Source organism: Pedobacter sp. (genome assembly GCF_045628745.1).
In the GTDB taxonomy this organism is placed as follows: domain Bacteria; phylum Bacteroidota; class Bacteroidia; order Sphingobacteriales; family Sphingobacteriaceae; genus Pedobacter.
In genome coordinates this window covers 1-14,888 of the sequence record NZ_JAZQPU010000283.1, presented here as the reverse complement: position 1 = coordinate 14,888, position 14,888 = coordinate 1, and the positions used below count along the sequence as shown (strand labels likewise).

At 38.8% G+C, this 14,888-nt stretch carries 8 protein-coding genes and 1 pseudogene; 7 read left to right on the top strand and 2 right to left on the bottom strand.

What is annotated here, in order from left to right; translation table 11 throughout:
* Positions 1–1,579 (top strand): B12-binding domain-containing radical SAM protein (locus ACR2F7_RS10655; RefSeq protein ID WP_432713549.1); only part of this gene is annotated, 1,579 nt, incomplete at its 5' end.
* A gap of 534 nt (positions 1,580–2,113) precedes the next feature.
* Positions 2,114–2,614 carry a GNAT family N-acetyltransferase gene (locus ACR2F7_RS10650; RefSeq protein ID WP_432713548.1) on the top strand — a complete coding sequence of 167 codons (501 nt, stop codon included), beginning with the start codon at positions 2,114–2,116 and terminating at the stop codon, positions 2,612–2,614.
* Positions 2,615–3,902: 1,288 nt separating this feature from the next.
* Here the strand turns inward: ACR2F7_RS10650 and ACR2F7_RS10645 are convergent.
* Positions 3,903–5,453: a SusD/RagB family nutrient-binding outer membrane lipoprotein gene (locus ACR2F7_RS10645; protein ID WP_432713547.1), complete on the bottom strand. Its 1,551-nt coding sequence runs from the start codon at positions 5,451–5,453 to the stop codon at positions 3,903–3,905.
* Between the two features lie 13 nt (positions 5,454–5,466).
* The gene (locus tag ACR2F7_RS10640; RefSeq protein WP_432713546.1) at positions 5,467–8,637 is read right to left on the bottom strand and encodes a SusC/RagA family TonB-linked outer membrane protein; all 3,171 of its coding nucleotides are present in this window, start codon (positions 8,635–8,637) and stop codon (positions 5,467–5,469) included.
* 566 nt (positions 8,638–9,203) lie between these two features.
* Here ACR2F7_RS10640 and ACR2F7_RS10635 point away from each other — a divergent pair.
* The 5 genes and pseudogenes from ACR2F7_RS10635 to ACR2F7_RS10615 all read left to right on the top strand — a co-directional run.
* On the top strand, positions 9,204–10,091 hold the full coding sequence (locus ACR2F7_RS10635) for an AraC family transcriptional regulator (protein WP_432713545.1): 888 nt from the start codon (positions 9,204–9,206) through the stop codon (positions 10,089–10,091).
* 283 nt (positions 10,092–10,374) lie between these two features.
* On the top strand, positions 10,375–11,214 hold the full coding sequence (locus tag ACR2F7_RS10630) for a fumarylacetoacetate hydrolase family protein (protein ID WP_432713544.1): 840 nt from the start codon (positions 10,375–10,377) through the stop codon (positions 11,212–11,214).
* Entirely contained in the window at positions 11,211–12,797 is a 1,587-nt protein-coding gene (locus ACR2F7_RS10625) for an aldehyde dehydrogenase (NADP(+)) (protein ID WP_432713543.1), read from the top strand. Before ACR2F7_RS10630 ends, ACR2F7_RS10625 begins: the two co-directional genes overlap by 4 nt.
* A 16-nt stretch (positions 12,798–12,813) precedes the next feature.
* A complete protein-coding gene (locus ACR2F7_RS10620) occupies positions 12,814–14,529 on the top strand; it encodes an IlvD/Edd family dehydratase (RefSeq protein WP_432713542.1) in 1,716 nt (571 codons plus the stop codon).
* Positions 14,530–14,538: 9 nt separating this feature from the next.
* Positions 14,539–14,888: pseudogene (locus tag ACR2F7_RS10615) on the top strand (gluconate transporter); the annotation flags it as partial.

The window sequence follows — 14,888 nt, the reverse complement described above, 5'->3', positions numbered from 1 at the left end:
CAAGCTGTTCATCATTTCAGTTCCATTTCCAGGGAATTTGTACGCTGCTTTTAGGTGTGCGCAATATGTAAAACGAAACTATCCTGATGTTAAAATAGCAATGGGTGGCGGTTTCCCAAATACTGAATTACGTTCTGTTTCAGACACGAGGGTGTTCGAATTTTTCGATTATATCTGCTTGGATGATGGGGAATTACCAATAGAATTAATCTACGATGCCATCATCAAAGGAGGGGATTTTAACCTGTATAAACGAACCTTTATGTTGGAAAACGGAGAGGTTACCTATAAAAATGATGCATTACGAAGTGATTACAAACAGGCTGATGTGGGTACGCCAGATTATAGTGACTTACACCTGGATCAATACATTTCGGTCATTGAAATTGTAAACCCTATGCACAGGATGTGGAGCGATGGACGGTGGAACAAATTGACCATGGCGCATGGCTGTTACTGGGGCAAATGTACATTTTGCGATATTTCTCTGGATTATATTAAGGTTTATGAACCCGTTGCCGCTAAATTAATTGTGGACCGGATTGAGGAGTTAAGTGAAAAAACAGGTCAAAACGGCTTTCATTTTGTTGATGAGGCTGCACCACCAGCCCTGATGCGGGAAGTAGCCTTAGAAATATTAAGAAGTAAGATTTCTGTAAGCTGGTGGACGAATATTCGATTTGAGAAAAGCTTTACCAGGGATTTATGTATGTTGCTCAAAACATCAGGCTGTATCGCCGTTTCTGGTGGTTTAGAGGTCGCATCAGACAGGTTATTGAAATTAATCGACAAAGGTGTTTCCGTAGAACAAGTAGCACAAGTTACCCGTAACTTAACAGAAGCAGGGATTTTGGTACATGCTTATTTGATGTATGGTTATCCAACGCAGACTATTCAAGAGACTGTAGATAGTTTGGAAATGGTGCGACAAATGTTTGAAGCAGGAGTTTTACAATCAGGCTTCTGGCATCAGTTTGCGATGACTGCCCATAGCCCGGTTGGCCTTTATCCAGAAAGATTTGGTGTGGTCAAAGAAACGGAGGTCATCGGGACTTTTGCCAACAATGACATCAATTATATCGATAAAACAGGAATTGACCATAATAAATTCAGCTTTGGTTTAAAGAAGTCGTTGTACAATTTTATGCATGGCATTTGTTTAGATTACAAACTGCAAGACTGGTTTGATTTTAAGATTCCTAAAGTGAGTATTCCTGCTGGCTTTATTAAGAGTGCTTTAAGGGAAGAGAGCAAGTTCAACACTAAACCGACGGCAAAAGTTGTTTGGTTAGGAGGAAAGCCAGAAATTACAAGTTATACAAAGAGTAAAAAGGGTAATTCATTCGTCACCATGATTTTAACTTTTCACGATAAAAAGGAAAGCTTTACCGTTCAAACTAACCAAAATGAAGGAGAATGGCTTTCTTCCATCCTCGAAAAATTAGCGGTAGCCGGGCCCAAGGTTTATACTTTTCAAGAAATTAAAGCCGATTTTGAATTGACTATGGAACATTTTGAGCTGTTCTGGTATTCAAAACCAATTTATACTTTAAGAGATTTTGGCTTGTTAATTTTGTAAACAGATGCTGTGGTGCTCAGTCATCTTCACGGTTTAGACTAATTTTCGAAAGTACGTTATATGGAACTTTGAATTACCAAGCTTATCCTTAACATATTCGTCTTTGTTAAGGATAAGCTTGCTTATTAAAAATGAGATAACGCCTAGTGCTTATCGGCAAAGTTTCAGCTCATCAAATCAATGATCCAAAGCTATTTTAACATTAAACTTCTAATAGGCTCATTCCGTAATTCATGATAACCACTACTATTAATTGAGGTTACATAAGTGAATTTTTACACCTTTAGTATGATTTACAATAAGCTCATGCTCAATTTAAAATAAGTTTTAAGTAGAAATACATCAAAGATTAAAAATAGGCATAAGATCAGTTCCTGTCTGAAGATTAAAAAAGGTTAATTGCGGACTAGGGTAAATGGCGCGTTATGGGTTTGCAATCCTTATTTTTAAGTGATAGTGTTCGTCAATATTATCTACATAGGCTTTTTTGTAATTTAGCTATTGATATAGACTAATCATGTCGAACCTTTATAAATGAAACAAATTTTAGAAACAAATCGTCTGATCTTAAGAGAGCTCAATCAAAGTGACGCAAAAAATTTTTATGATTTAAACTCAAATCCCAATGTAATAAAATATACCGCAAATTCAGCTTTTAAGAATGTAGAAGAAGCAAGGGAATTCCTTGAAAAATATCAAGACTATAGATTGAATGGTTGTGGCAGGTGGGCCGTAGTAGAGAAGACCACTAATAAATTTATTGGTTGGTGCGGATTGAAATTTGACGAAACTAAAAATGAAACTGATATTGGATTTCGTTTCTTTGAAGAAGAATGGAACAAGGGCTATGCAACAGAAAGTGCAACTGCTTGTTTGCAGTATGGCTTTGAAAATCTAAAATTAAAGCGTATAGTTGGGCGAGCAATGAAAGAAAATATTGGCTCTATAAAAGTCCTTGAAAAAATAGGTCTTAAATACGAAAAAGATGTAGAATTTGATGGAAAAGAAGCTGTAATCTACAAAATAGAATTATAAAAAAAGCATAGCCTACCGCTTAAGTAATATCATTAATAACGATGGCATTATTTAGCAGTGTTTGGTGTTCATTGACATTCAAGTTTTGATCTTGACCCTAAAAAGACTTTTATTCTCTTATGTTTATATTCATCTGCACATTAAGAATTTTGAACAGATGATGATCTATATACAAACGTTGCATTTGAGAAAGAAACAGGCTAAAGCATTTTACTTTTAAGCTCCTTATATTTTGAACGTCCACAGTCAACATTTCACCACCTTGTAACAGCAGACTACCTCGAGCCAGGACTAACTACTACCTTATCAGAAAATTCCAAATTAACGAGGTAAGATTTACGGGTGCGTTCAAAGCTTTTAGGAAGTACTGGATAGTGGTGGTGCTATTGATATGAGTCATGAAATGACATTATTGGCCTTAAATTCAAAAATAGATCACATTGAAGAGGCCTTGCAATATTATACAGCGATCCATAATCAACTCGATTTCTTTATTTCAAGAGGCAAGAAGTTTCAAAAGTCGGCGATTCCTAGTTTACCTGTAAAAGACCCTTCAAATTTTCTAAAAGAAGTGTACAATTAATACTTATATAAAAGTCACTCACCAGGAAGCTAAGGAATCCTAGTATTGAAGAGGGGAAATACTATCACATACATCTTGTAATAAAACTTAATGAGTAATTAAGCTGTGAATCAGGTCTACGTTATTTTATATTTAACTATTCATAAAAACATAACATATAAGCTTTTGTTGAAAGTAAAACTATTCAATTTTTATTTCGATGGTAAAAGAAATAGACCACTCCTCATTTGAAAGTATCATGCAGGTAGGAACTGGATTTTGGGCTTCAAAAATTTTACTAGCAGCTGTTAAATTTCAGCTCTTCATCTTAAAGCCGAAAAAAAAAGCTTGTCTGCTGGACAAATTAAGGAGACACTGAAGCTGAAATGTACGGATAGGAATGTCCATGATTTTCTAGATTCCTTAACTGCATTCAAATTTCTTTATCTCGAAGGGCTTTTAGAACAGGCTATTTATTTCAACAGCTCCCATACAGATACCTTTCTGGACAAAAATAAACCTTCATATATTGGCGGACTACTTGAAATGCTAAATAACCGCCTATACTGGGCACCAAAAACCCTCTAAAAAAAAATCGAACCTGTAAAACTTGTTTTACAGGATCGATTTCGAAAGTTAGCTTATGAAAAAGGCAATTTTTTCAGTGCTTTCCGAGTAGTCGCCGGCATTTTTTTATTAAATGATCGGTAACTAATGAGGATTTCTCTATTTATCCCAAAAAACGCGTGTGTCCATATTATCTGGCCCACCATTGTCTGCAACCGCTGCCTGGTAATTCGTTGAATTTGCAGAAAGCTCAAGCGTAGGATAAACAAACCGGCGAACAAAACCACCAGTTATATTTTGTCCCGGGATGGTATTGGGTGATAAGGCTGGAAAACCGCTCCTCCTGAAGTTAGCAAATGCCTCGGCACCATTGCCCCACGACGCCACCCAATATTGAGTATTAATAAGGTTGAGTGCATTTGTCGTTCTATAAGCGTTAACGGGATTATTAATAAATGCATTTTGCGTAGCTAAAGGAATGATGGCTGCTGGGCTATAGGTTGTCCATTGGTCCATTGCCGCACGTATACCATTAGCATAATACACATCAGGTGTACTACCGCCATTTATCCAGCCTCTAAAAGCGGCCTCCGCCAATAGTAATTGCGTTTGAGCATAAGTGATAAAAAATTGCGGAGCGGTTAAACTACCGAAAACACTATAATTAACTTGGGAATAATTAAAACCCGAGCCGTTACTGCCTCTAAATCCCGGGGCAGTTGGTAAAGTAGCATTGCTATACCCTACAGGAAGTCCGAACTGATTTGCGGATATGGTATCTGGTACGCTTGTAGGTGCCGCTAAGGGGTTTGCATATTTGCCGGATATAAACTTCAATCGAGGATCACCACTATTTTTTAGTTGATCTACAAAGGGAGCCGCTAAATAATAAGTATTCGCAATAGCAGTAATAGACTGGCTCACGGGATTCACGTAAGTTGTATTGTATTTCAGAAAACAGTTGTCGGCATTTGATGTCATTACACCACCAGCTACGGCAGCTTGCACAATAGCTTGCGCTTTTGCAGGGTCAATTTTACTATATCTCATACCTAATCGAAGTAATAAGGAATAACCCAATCTTTTCCATTGGGCGATATTGCCACCATAAAACACATCAGCCTTTTCTATATCCTTTGCTGGATCTAAAGCTGCCGTTGCCGCAGTAACTTCGTTAATCAGGTCGGTGTAAATCGCTGCCTGATTATCATATTTAGGGGTAAGCACATTTGATAAATAGGCTTGTCCGGCTTCACTATATGGCACGTTTCCGTAAGTGTCAACCAGCATCATAAATTGGTAGGCTTTCCAGATTCTGGCTTCGTTATATAAATTTGTTCTTGCTGCATTGTCTTTGAGTTGGCTTAATATTTGGACCAATAATTGAACAGGGCCTGAAGAGCTTGTGGCACCAGTATTTGTCCCCGTATATTCAGCATTCCACTTTTGCACAGTGTAGGTTTGGTTCATTTGATTAAAATTAAATGCCGAGGTGATTCCGGAAAACGGATTTACAAATTGCTGCACAATTGTTGGCTCAGTTTCCATAGTCGCTCCATGCGTTCCAAATTGTGCACTCGTAAACAAGAATGACGCGTCGAGTTCTGTTGGATTATTTGGATTAACATTTAATTTATCAAACTCTTTATTGCAACTGGAAATTAATGGAACCAAGATTGCGATGGCTATAATTCTGATTAAATTTTTCATATCGTATATAGAGTTAGAATTTTACATTTAAGTTAAATCCGTAAGTACGTGTTGTTGGTAGCGATGCTTGCTCATAACCTGTTAGGTTATCTCCGCTTGAGGCTATTGCTTCGGGATCAATGTTAGGCGTATATTTCTTAATGATCCATACATTATGACATACCGCAGAAAGCACCAGGCCTTTCACATATTTTTTATTAATTAATCTAGACAAGTCGTATCCCAACGAAAGGTTTCTTAATTTAACAAAGCTAGAGCTGTAAATAAATGGATCTAAGATATTCGTTGAACGATAATTTGCGTAAAAATCTTCTGCATTTACAGCGGTGGTATTTGGTAATCCGTCAGTAGAGTTTACGCCAGTAAAAATTACTCCACCATCACGACCAGGTAAAGACTCTTTTGATAAACCTTCTCTTAATAAGTTTAAACTTGTGCTCGAGAGTACTTTACCACCCGCTTTATAATCAATATGGGCAATAAAGGTAAAGCCTTTGTAATTCAACGTATTTAGCCAACCGCCTGTTGCTGTAGGAAGGCCACTACCAAAATTAACTGGTTGAGCACTTGCAACGGGTTTGCCTCCCGATAATACTATATTTCCTGAATCATCGCGCTTGTAAGTTGAACCTACAATTTGGTTAAGGGGTAAACCTACCACGTCGACAATAGAGCCAAAAAACTCAGGACTGCCCACTACAAGTTGCGATTGGTTGTTAGCTAATGATAATACTTTTGAAGAGTTGAAAGCAGAATTAAAAGCCGTTTTCCAGGTAAATTTGTTGTTTTGGAAAGGTATTAATTCCAAGTTAAATTCTAATCCTTTATTGTCCAAACCACCTAAGTTAACTAACGTGGTGCTGTATCCGCTCGCTGCAGATAGGCTTATTGGAACGGCTTGATTAGTCGTTTTTTTATCGTAAGCAGCTACATCCAGATTTACTCTACTGTTGAACATGCGTAACTCAATACCTATTTCTTTTTCATTTACGCCAAAAGGCTTAATTTGGGTGTTTGGTGAAGATGTCCCGTTTATACTTCCTAAGGGAAGCCCATTGAATGAATTTTGAGCAAGCGCAAATGTTAATCTATTGTAGGCGCCAACCCCTTGGGCGCTTCCCGTTTCTGCGACAGCAACTCTAATCTTTCCAAAATTTAACCATTTTGCTTTTTGAAGTAATTCAGAAAAAACGAAACTTCCGCTAATTGAAGGATAGAAATAATGATCTATATCTCTAGCTAGTACTGAATACCAGTCTGTACGCCCGGTAAGATTAAGGTAGAATAAATTTTTGTAGGACAGTTCTGCAGTACCATACAATGAATTTACTGTTTGTTTAGACAAGTTGTAACTCGAATTTGCCGTAACACCGTTGCCAATCGTATATAAATCTCTTATGTAAAAGTTGGTTACCGCTTCATTAAATGTAGAGGAGATTAAGGGAAAGTTATTACCACCTACCGTTGCATTAAATGAAAAATCATTCCACTTATGCCCACCACCCAGCAAGAAGTCAAAATTATTTTGGCGTGTATTTGCTGTACTTATCCCATAGCTACCGTTATACATCCCTGTTGGTGCTGCAGATACAGCCAGCGTACCAGTCGGAGTGTTTGATTCATAGGTAGATTGCAATAGGTCAGTATTTGCCCTGCCCTGAAAATATAGCCAATCGAAAAACTGGTAACGCACCACTGCAGTACCTAACAAATGATCTTTTGTTTGTCTTTGAAATTGTTTCGCTAATATCCAGTATGGGTTGGTAACGGTAGCAAACCTTGAAGTAGGTGTTTCATTTCCGTTAGCATCCATTGCGCCTGCCTCGAGTACATCAAAAGAAATAGAGTTAGCCAACCTGTAAATCGATGTTGGAATTGAATTTCCCTGTACGCCTATAAGTGGCGGATTGTTATTAAATTGGTGATCATAGTTAACGTAAAATTGTGCAGATAATTTATCGGTAAGTTTATAGTTAATGCCAACGTTAAAAATCTTTTTATGAAAATCGTTATTTGGTACTATGCCCTGAGCGTCTTGATTAGAAAGGGACACCCGAAAACTTCCTTTGTCATTACCGCCAGAAATTCCAACTGTATTACTCCACGATGGTGCAAGTCTAAAGAACGTACTTATTCGGTCTTTAACAGGCGCATAAGGACGCTGAACTCCGTCGAATTGAAACGTTGGTTCATTATCAAATGGCACACCGAAACTCCAGGCACCAGAACTCTGCGCAGCTCCTTGTGAGGAGGGACGAATATTATTCTCACCTTGCCCGTACTCATATTGAAAATCTGTGTAATCCAGCGCTTGGTTTATAGTAAAATTAGAGTTGAACTCAACACCTATTCCACTATTTTTGGATCCCGTCTTTGTTGTTATAATTATTGCTCCGTTAACTGCACGCGAACCATACAACGCTGCAGCGGTAGATCCTTTTAGAACAGTCATCGATTCGATGTCATCCTGATTAATACCTTGCAAATTATCTCCCTGGTCGACATTTTGGGTATAACCATTACTACTGCTCGCGCCCTGCGACATTGGCAAGCCATTGATTACGATTAACGGCGAATTGTCTGCGGTGAAAGAAGATTGTCCACGCAAACGAATCTTTGTACTCCCGCCTGGCCCTGCGGCTGGTGGGGAAACGTCTAATCCTGAGATTTGACCCTCAAGCGCATTGGCAAGGTTGGTTGTGCGGTTAGTTTGTAATGCCTGTACGTCGGCTTTTTGAGCCGAATACCCTAGGCTTTTGGCCTCTCTCTTTATACCGAGGGCAGTTACAATAACCTCATTCAAAGCATTTGTACCCGTCACCATAGAAACATTAACAACGGTTTTTGTATTTACCGTTATTTCAACGGGATTATAGCCAATGGAAGTGAACACCAACACTGCATTGGTATTAGTAACATTTATCGTATAACTGCCAGATGAATTGGTTATAGTAGCATTCCGCGTCCCTTTTTCAAGAACGCTAACGCCGGGTAGACCAACTCCTTGTTCATCGGTAACTTTACCTGTAATTACTATCGGAGCTAATTTTAACTTTCTGGTTGTTAAAGATTTGCTATAAAATACGGTTGTTAGTCCACCAGCTGATGCGCTCGCGGACTCGAAAAGAATGAATACTGTTAACACAGTACAAATAAATACTTGTGGAAGTAATTTTTTTTTCATAATTATTATTTGGTTAGAATAGTTTTTTTGTTATAAACAGCTTAAATAACCGTAGGAGAGGTGGTGCTGTCAGTTCGGAACATACGCAGCGTTTAGCGACTAAGTATGGTGGTTGAATGTTAAGTAAATCTATCTCATATGATGATATTGGTTTGTTAGTTAATCAATCTCTGTTCTAATAATCTAAGGCTGATATGCTTAGGCTAAATAGTTTATTTGAAAAAAAACAGTCGAAGAATAGACGCATCAATTTCCTTTATATTTGGTTTTGAAACAGTTATGTTACCCAAGCAAATAAAGACAACTTTAATGAAAAGCAATTTCAGTATTACAGCAAAAAATTGTAACATATTAACATAGATGTTTCTTTCTGCTATTAGTTGCTGTGTGAGGAAATATCTAAAATCGGTCTATCTATCTACATATTATATTATTTCAAAACAGAACCGGTCTAATGCACAAATAGAAAGCTGGTTTTTTTAATTTACACTATCAATAAGTAATTAGATGGATAATATATCGTACATAATTTCTAAATTCATATTTGTAATTAACCAATTATAAACATGAAAGCTACGTTAAAAAAGGCTACTCCGAACCCGGAGCATTCCTTTAATATCCATAAAGATATAGGGCATGCGATATTAAGTGCCTGGCATTATCACCCCGAGTGCGAGTTATTAGTTGTTAAAAGAACCTACGGTACCTGCCTGATTGGCGACCACGTTGGTCCTTTTAAAGATGGTGATGTGTTTTTATTTGGATCAAACCTGCCACATACTTTCCGGTGTGAACAAAAATATCTAGAAAGCAATACCGAAGAAGTTGGAGAAACAATCGTGATTCTTTTTCAAAATAACATCTGGGGCGATGCATTTTTAAATCTCCCTGAAATTAGCCCAATTGTTAAAATGCTGAACACAAGCAAGCTGGGTTTGCGTTTAAAAGGAGCAACTAGACGAAAGGTTGGCAAAATAGCGGAGGAAATGCTCAACGAATCGCCTGCTCGTAAGTTGATCCATTTATTATCCGCTTTAGAAATAATAGCTGCTTCGAAAGAATATGAAATTATATCATCCAACGGCTTTAATCCAGAAGTGAATAGCATCGATCAAAACCGCATTAACACCATATTCGAATACACATTTAATAATTACCACAAAAAAGTAGCGCTAGAAGATGTGGCTGCATTAATTAACATGGGAAAGCACTCTTTTTGCAGGTACTTTAAATCCAAAACCAAGAAAACATATATCCAGTTTTTATTGGAAGTGAGAATTGGAAATGCATGCAGATTGTTATTAGAAGAGGAATTTAATATGACTGAGGTAGGCTATGCCTGTGGCTACAACAATATTTCTCACTTCTATCATCAATTTAAAGCCCTTACGAAAAAAAATCCAATGGACTACAGATACAATTATCTTAAAACTGAAGAGAAAAAATTTATCTAGCAGCAAGTTTTAAGTTGCCTTTTATTGGTCGTTTATTCTAAGCTATTGCCAGATGAGTTGCTTGAGGTAAGCTCAAATCCAAAGAATATTAGTTAATAATTTTCAACTTCCTAATCAAATTAGGCAATGCAAACCCATAATTTTAGTATTGAAGCATTTTATTGTATTATATTAACATTATGCTGTAAATGTGTTGTAAAAGGACTTATTTGCCTTTAGATTTTACCGCCTGGATAATAAATAAAGTTCAAACCTAATTTTCGGTCCAGAAACTAAACCAAATATGATGAGAATTTATAACACCTCTAGCGGGATAATTATAAACCACAATAACCAATATTTCTTAACAGAAGAAAAAAGCTGGGATCTGTTTGTAAACAGGAGCAACCTCTATAAAGTGGTCAGTAGTGAGTTGCAACAGCTCCAACCTAACGAAGATTTACAAGAGCTCACCAATTCAGCTGTTTTAACGCCTATAGGTAGTCAAGAAGTATGGGCATCTGGCGTAACTTATTTTCGTAGTAGAGAAGCCAGAATAGAGGAATCTAAAGAAGCAAAAGGTGGGGATTTTTATGCTAGAGTATACGAGGCAGATCGGCCAGAACTTTTTTTTAAGTCACCACCTTACCGTACAGTGGGTTCTGGAGGAAACATACGGATCAGGGCAGATTCAAAATGGAACGTACCTGAACCAGAATTGACGTTATTTATTTGCTCAGAAGGCACTATAGAAGGTTACACCATAGGTAATGATGTATCTTCGAGGGACATCGAGGGCGAAAATCCGCTTTATCTACCGCAGGCAAAATCATACAATGGGGCTACCGCTTTAGGTCCTTGCCTATTAGTTGCAGACGGCCCAATAGATCCAGATACCAATATTAGCATCGAAATATCCAGAGATGCTGACGTCCTTTTTAAGGAGAAAATATCTATTAATCAAATGAAACGTAAGCACAAGGAGTTAGTGGCTTACTTGTTTCGGGAATTAGATTTCCCTCATGGAACATATTTAATGACAGGTACAGGAATTATCCCCACCGATGATTTCACTTTACACAGTGGAGACATTGTAAAAATTACCATCTCAGAGATTGGTTCACTTATAAATATCGTAGCATGATCAACATTGGTAAACAAATTATAGGTTTCGAAACCTCTGCCGAAGCAAGTGAAACGATTAGTTCAATGAGCAGGTCCACCGGCGAAAAAATAGCTAGTTTTTCTGTAGCTACAATAACTGAAGTTAACAGGGCTGTTGAAAAGGCAACAGCTGCATTTCAGATTTACCGCAAAATATCCGGTGTAAAAAAAGCCGCATTTTTAGAAGCCATTGCCGATGAAATTATGGGCCTTGGAGATGAGTTGGTAAATATATGCAGCACCGAATCCGGACTACCGAAAGGCCGTATAGAAGGTGAAAGAGGACGAACTGTGGGCCAGTTAAAGTTATTTGCTGATTTATTGAAAGAAGGATCCTGGCTAGATGCACGAATTGAGATAGCCAACCCAGCACGCGTGCCGCTACCTAAACCGGATATTCGCTTCATGCAAATACCACTAGGACCGGTAGTCGTTTTTGGAGCGAGTAATTTTCCACTTGCATTTTCTGTAGCTGGAGGCGACAGTGTATCTGCACTGGCAGCGGGTTGCTGTATCATCGTAAAGGCACATCCTGCACATCCTGCAACCAGTTCGCTCATAGGTAAGGCCATCAATAAAGCCGCTATTTCAACTGAAATGCCTGACGGTGTTTTTTCGCTTCTTTTTGGCGATGGTCCTGTTTTAGGGGCTCAGCTAGTTAAGCACCCAGACATAAAGGCTGTTGCCTTTACAGGTTCATTTGGTGCAGGTAAGGCCATATACGATATGGCTGTGCGCCGAGAAACACCTATTCCAGTTTATGCTGAAATGGGTAGCACTAACCCAGTGTTTATACTTCCACAGGCTTTATTAGAAAAATCCCAGTCGTTAGCTAATGAGTTTTCTAGCTCAGTAACGCTAGGGGTAGGCCAGTTCTGCACTAATCCAGGCATGCTTATTTATGAAAGTGCTGATGCTGCACCTGGTTTTATCCAGAAGCTTGAAGAAGAATTTGGACAAACTTTGGGAGGCGTAATGCTTACTGGCGATATCCATCAATCATACACGGCAGGCGTTGAAAAACGTAGCGAAATGTCTGGAGTCAAAACACTGGCAAAAGGCAGTTACACGGCAAATTCAACTATTGCATCCCCGGTTTTATTCAAAGTAACAAGTGATCTATTAAAAATTCATCCTGATTTGTCTGAAGAACTTTTTGGGCCAACCAGCGTGGTCGTAGAAGCAAACTCTAAAAAGGATATCCTTGAAATAGCAAAGAATCTAAGCGGGCATTTAACCGCTACAGTACACGGAACCGATAGCGATTTGGTTGAGTATAAAGATTTACTCGATATTTTAGAACAAAAAGTAGGCAGGTTACTCATAAATGGATTCCCTACAGGAGTTGAAGTTTGTAGCGCTATGGTTCATGGAGGGCCATTCCCCGCTACAACAGACCAAAGAACAACATCCGTAGGCACAGCTGCAATTGACAGGTTTACGCGGCCAGTATGTTACCAGAATATGCCGGATCTACTATTGCCAAATGAATTAAAAAACGCAAACCCGTTAAATATCTGGCGACTAGTAAACGGCAATATCAATAAGGAAGCAATCAAGTAAAATAGTAAATCTAAATATGAAATCATATAGAAGTTCGACCTGGTTTGGGAAAAAAGATAAAATGGGCCTCATCTATCGCAGTTGGATGAAAAACCAGGGCATGCCCGAAGACATGTTTGACGGCAGACCGGTAATAGGGATTTGTAATACATGGTCTGAACTTACACCTTGCAACGCCCACCTGCGTGATATTGCAGAAAGTGTTCGTCGTGGGGTATTGGAGGCTGGTGGCTTTCCGCTAGAATTTCCCATCATGTCATTGGGTGAAACGCTCTTAAAACCCACCGCCATGTTGTTCCGTAATCTCGCCAGTATGGATGCAGAGGAATCAATAAGAGGCAATCCTATTGATGGTGTAGTACTACTTACGGGCTGCGATAAAACTACGCCTTCTACGCTGATGGGAGCGGCAAGTGTAGATTTACCAACGATTGTGGTTCCTGGCGGACCAATGTTAAACGGAAAATATCACGGACATGACATAGGCTCAGGAACAAGTTTATGGAAGCTGACAGAGGAATTTAAGAAAGGCCAAATTACCTATGATGAATATGCAGAAGTAGAAAGTTGTATGTCTCGTAGTCCGGGCCACTGTATGACAATGGGAACGGCTTCCACTATGGCTTGTATGGTAGAGGCATTAGGCATGAGCCTTTCCGGTGGCGCGGCTATACCTGCTGTTGATTCCCGACGGAAAAGGCTGGCTCAGCTATCCGGAAGGAGAATAGTTGAAATGGTTAAAGAAGACTTGAAAATTTCTAAAATACTAACACGGGATGCTTTTGAAAATGCAATTAAGGTAAATGCTGCAGTAGGAGGATCCTCAAACTTTATTATTCACCTCACCGCAATCGCAGGGCGTATGGGTGTAGCGCTAAACTTAGAAGATTTTGATGATATTGGCAGTAAAATGCCTCTTCTTGTAAATCTTATGCCTTCAGGTAAATTTTTGATGGAGGATTTTTACTATGCTGGTGGTGTACCTACTGTTTTAAAACAAATGCAATCTGTTTTAAAAATGGATACCATCACGGTAAGCGGGAAAACGCATGCCGAGAATATTGCTGGTACAGGAATAAATTATAATAAGGAAGTTATTTATGACTTTGAGCAGCCGCTGATTCAAGAAGCCGGAATTACCGTATTAAAAGGTAATCTTGCAATTAACGGGGCGGTTATAAAGCCATCGGCAGCTACGCCAAGTTTGATGCAGCATAGAGGTAGGGCAGTGGTGTTTAAAGACATTGAGGATTACCACGCGAGAGTAGATGACCCTGATTTGGATATCGATGAAACTTGTGTAATGGTCTTGAAAACAGTTGGTCCTGTCGGCTATCCAGGTATGCCTGAGGTGGGTAATATGACCTTACCAAAAAAGCTACTTGACAAGGGCGTAACAGATATGGTAAGGATATCGGATGGCAGGATGAGTGGTACGGCATATGGTACAGTTATACTGCACGTATCGCCAGAGTCTGCTATTGGTGGAAATTTAGCTCTTGTAGAAAACGGAGACATCATTGAGCTGGATGTAGCCAATAAACGTATCCACCTTGAAGTGAGTGATGAAGAGTTAGCCGTGAGGCGAAGCAATTGGGTACAAGCAGCTCCTCTTGCAACACGTGGCTATGTAAACTTATATATCAAACATGTTCAGCAGGCAGATAAAGGTGCTGATTTGGACTTTTTAGTAGGCGGTTCAGGTTCTACAGTAACGAGAGACTCCCATTAAAGTAGAAACATGGATGTACTGATTCTTTTTGGCTGTATAGCCATACTTGTATTATTAATTGCTTGGGCGAAGGTTAATACTTTTCTCGCATTTTTAATCGTATCTGTAATGGCAGCTTTATTGTTAGGTATGCCCGCCGCTAGTATTCCGCAAACTGTTAATAAAGGATTAGGAGATACCTTGGGATCTCTGGCAGTCATCATCGTTTTGGGAGCGATGCTCGGAAAACTCGTCGCTTCTAGTGGTGCCGCTCAAAAAATAGCTTCAGTATTAAGAAAGACATTCGGCTATAAGTACGTAACCTGGGCCATGTCTTTAACAGGTTTTATAGTGGGCATTCCATTATTTTATAATGTTGG

Bases quoted from the DNA above. Each gene is read 5' to 3' on its own strand.
- ACR2F7_RS10650 (WP_432713548.1), top strand. From the start codon at position 2,114: ATGAAACAAATTTTAGAAACAAATCGTCTGATCTTAAGAGAGCTCAAT.
- ACR2F7_RS10645 (WP_432713547.1), bottom strand. From the start codon at position 5,453: ATGAAAAATTTAATCAGAATTATAGCCATCGCAATCTTGGTTCCATTA.
- ACR2F7_RS10640 (WP_432713546.1), bottom strand. From the start codon at position 8,637: ATGAAAAAAAAATTACTTCCACAAGTATTTATTTGTACTGTGTTAACA.
- ACR2F7_RS10635 (WP_432713545.1), top strand. From the start codon at position 9,204: ATGAAAGCTACGTTAAAAAAGGCTACTCCGAACCCGGAGCATTCCTTT.
- ACR2F7_RS10630 (WP_432713544.1), top strand. From the start codon at position 10,375: ATGATGAGAATTTATAACACCTCTAGCGGGATAATTATAAACCACAAT.
- ACR2F7_RS10625 (WP_432713543.1), top strand. From the start codon at position 11,211: ATGATCAACATTGGTAAACAAATTATAGGTTTCGAAACCTCTGCCGAA.
- ACR2F7_RS10620 (WP_432713542.1), top strand. From the start codon at position 12,814: ATGAAATCATATAGAAGTTCGACCTGGTTTGGGAAAAAAGATAAAATG.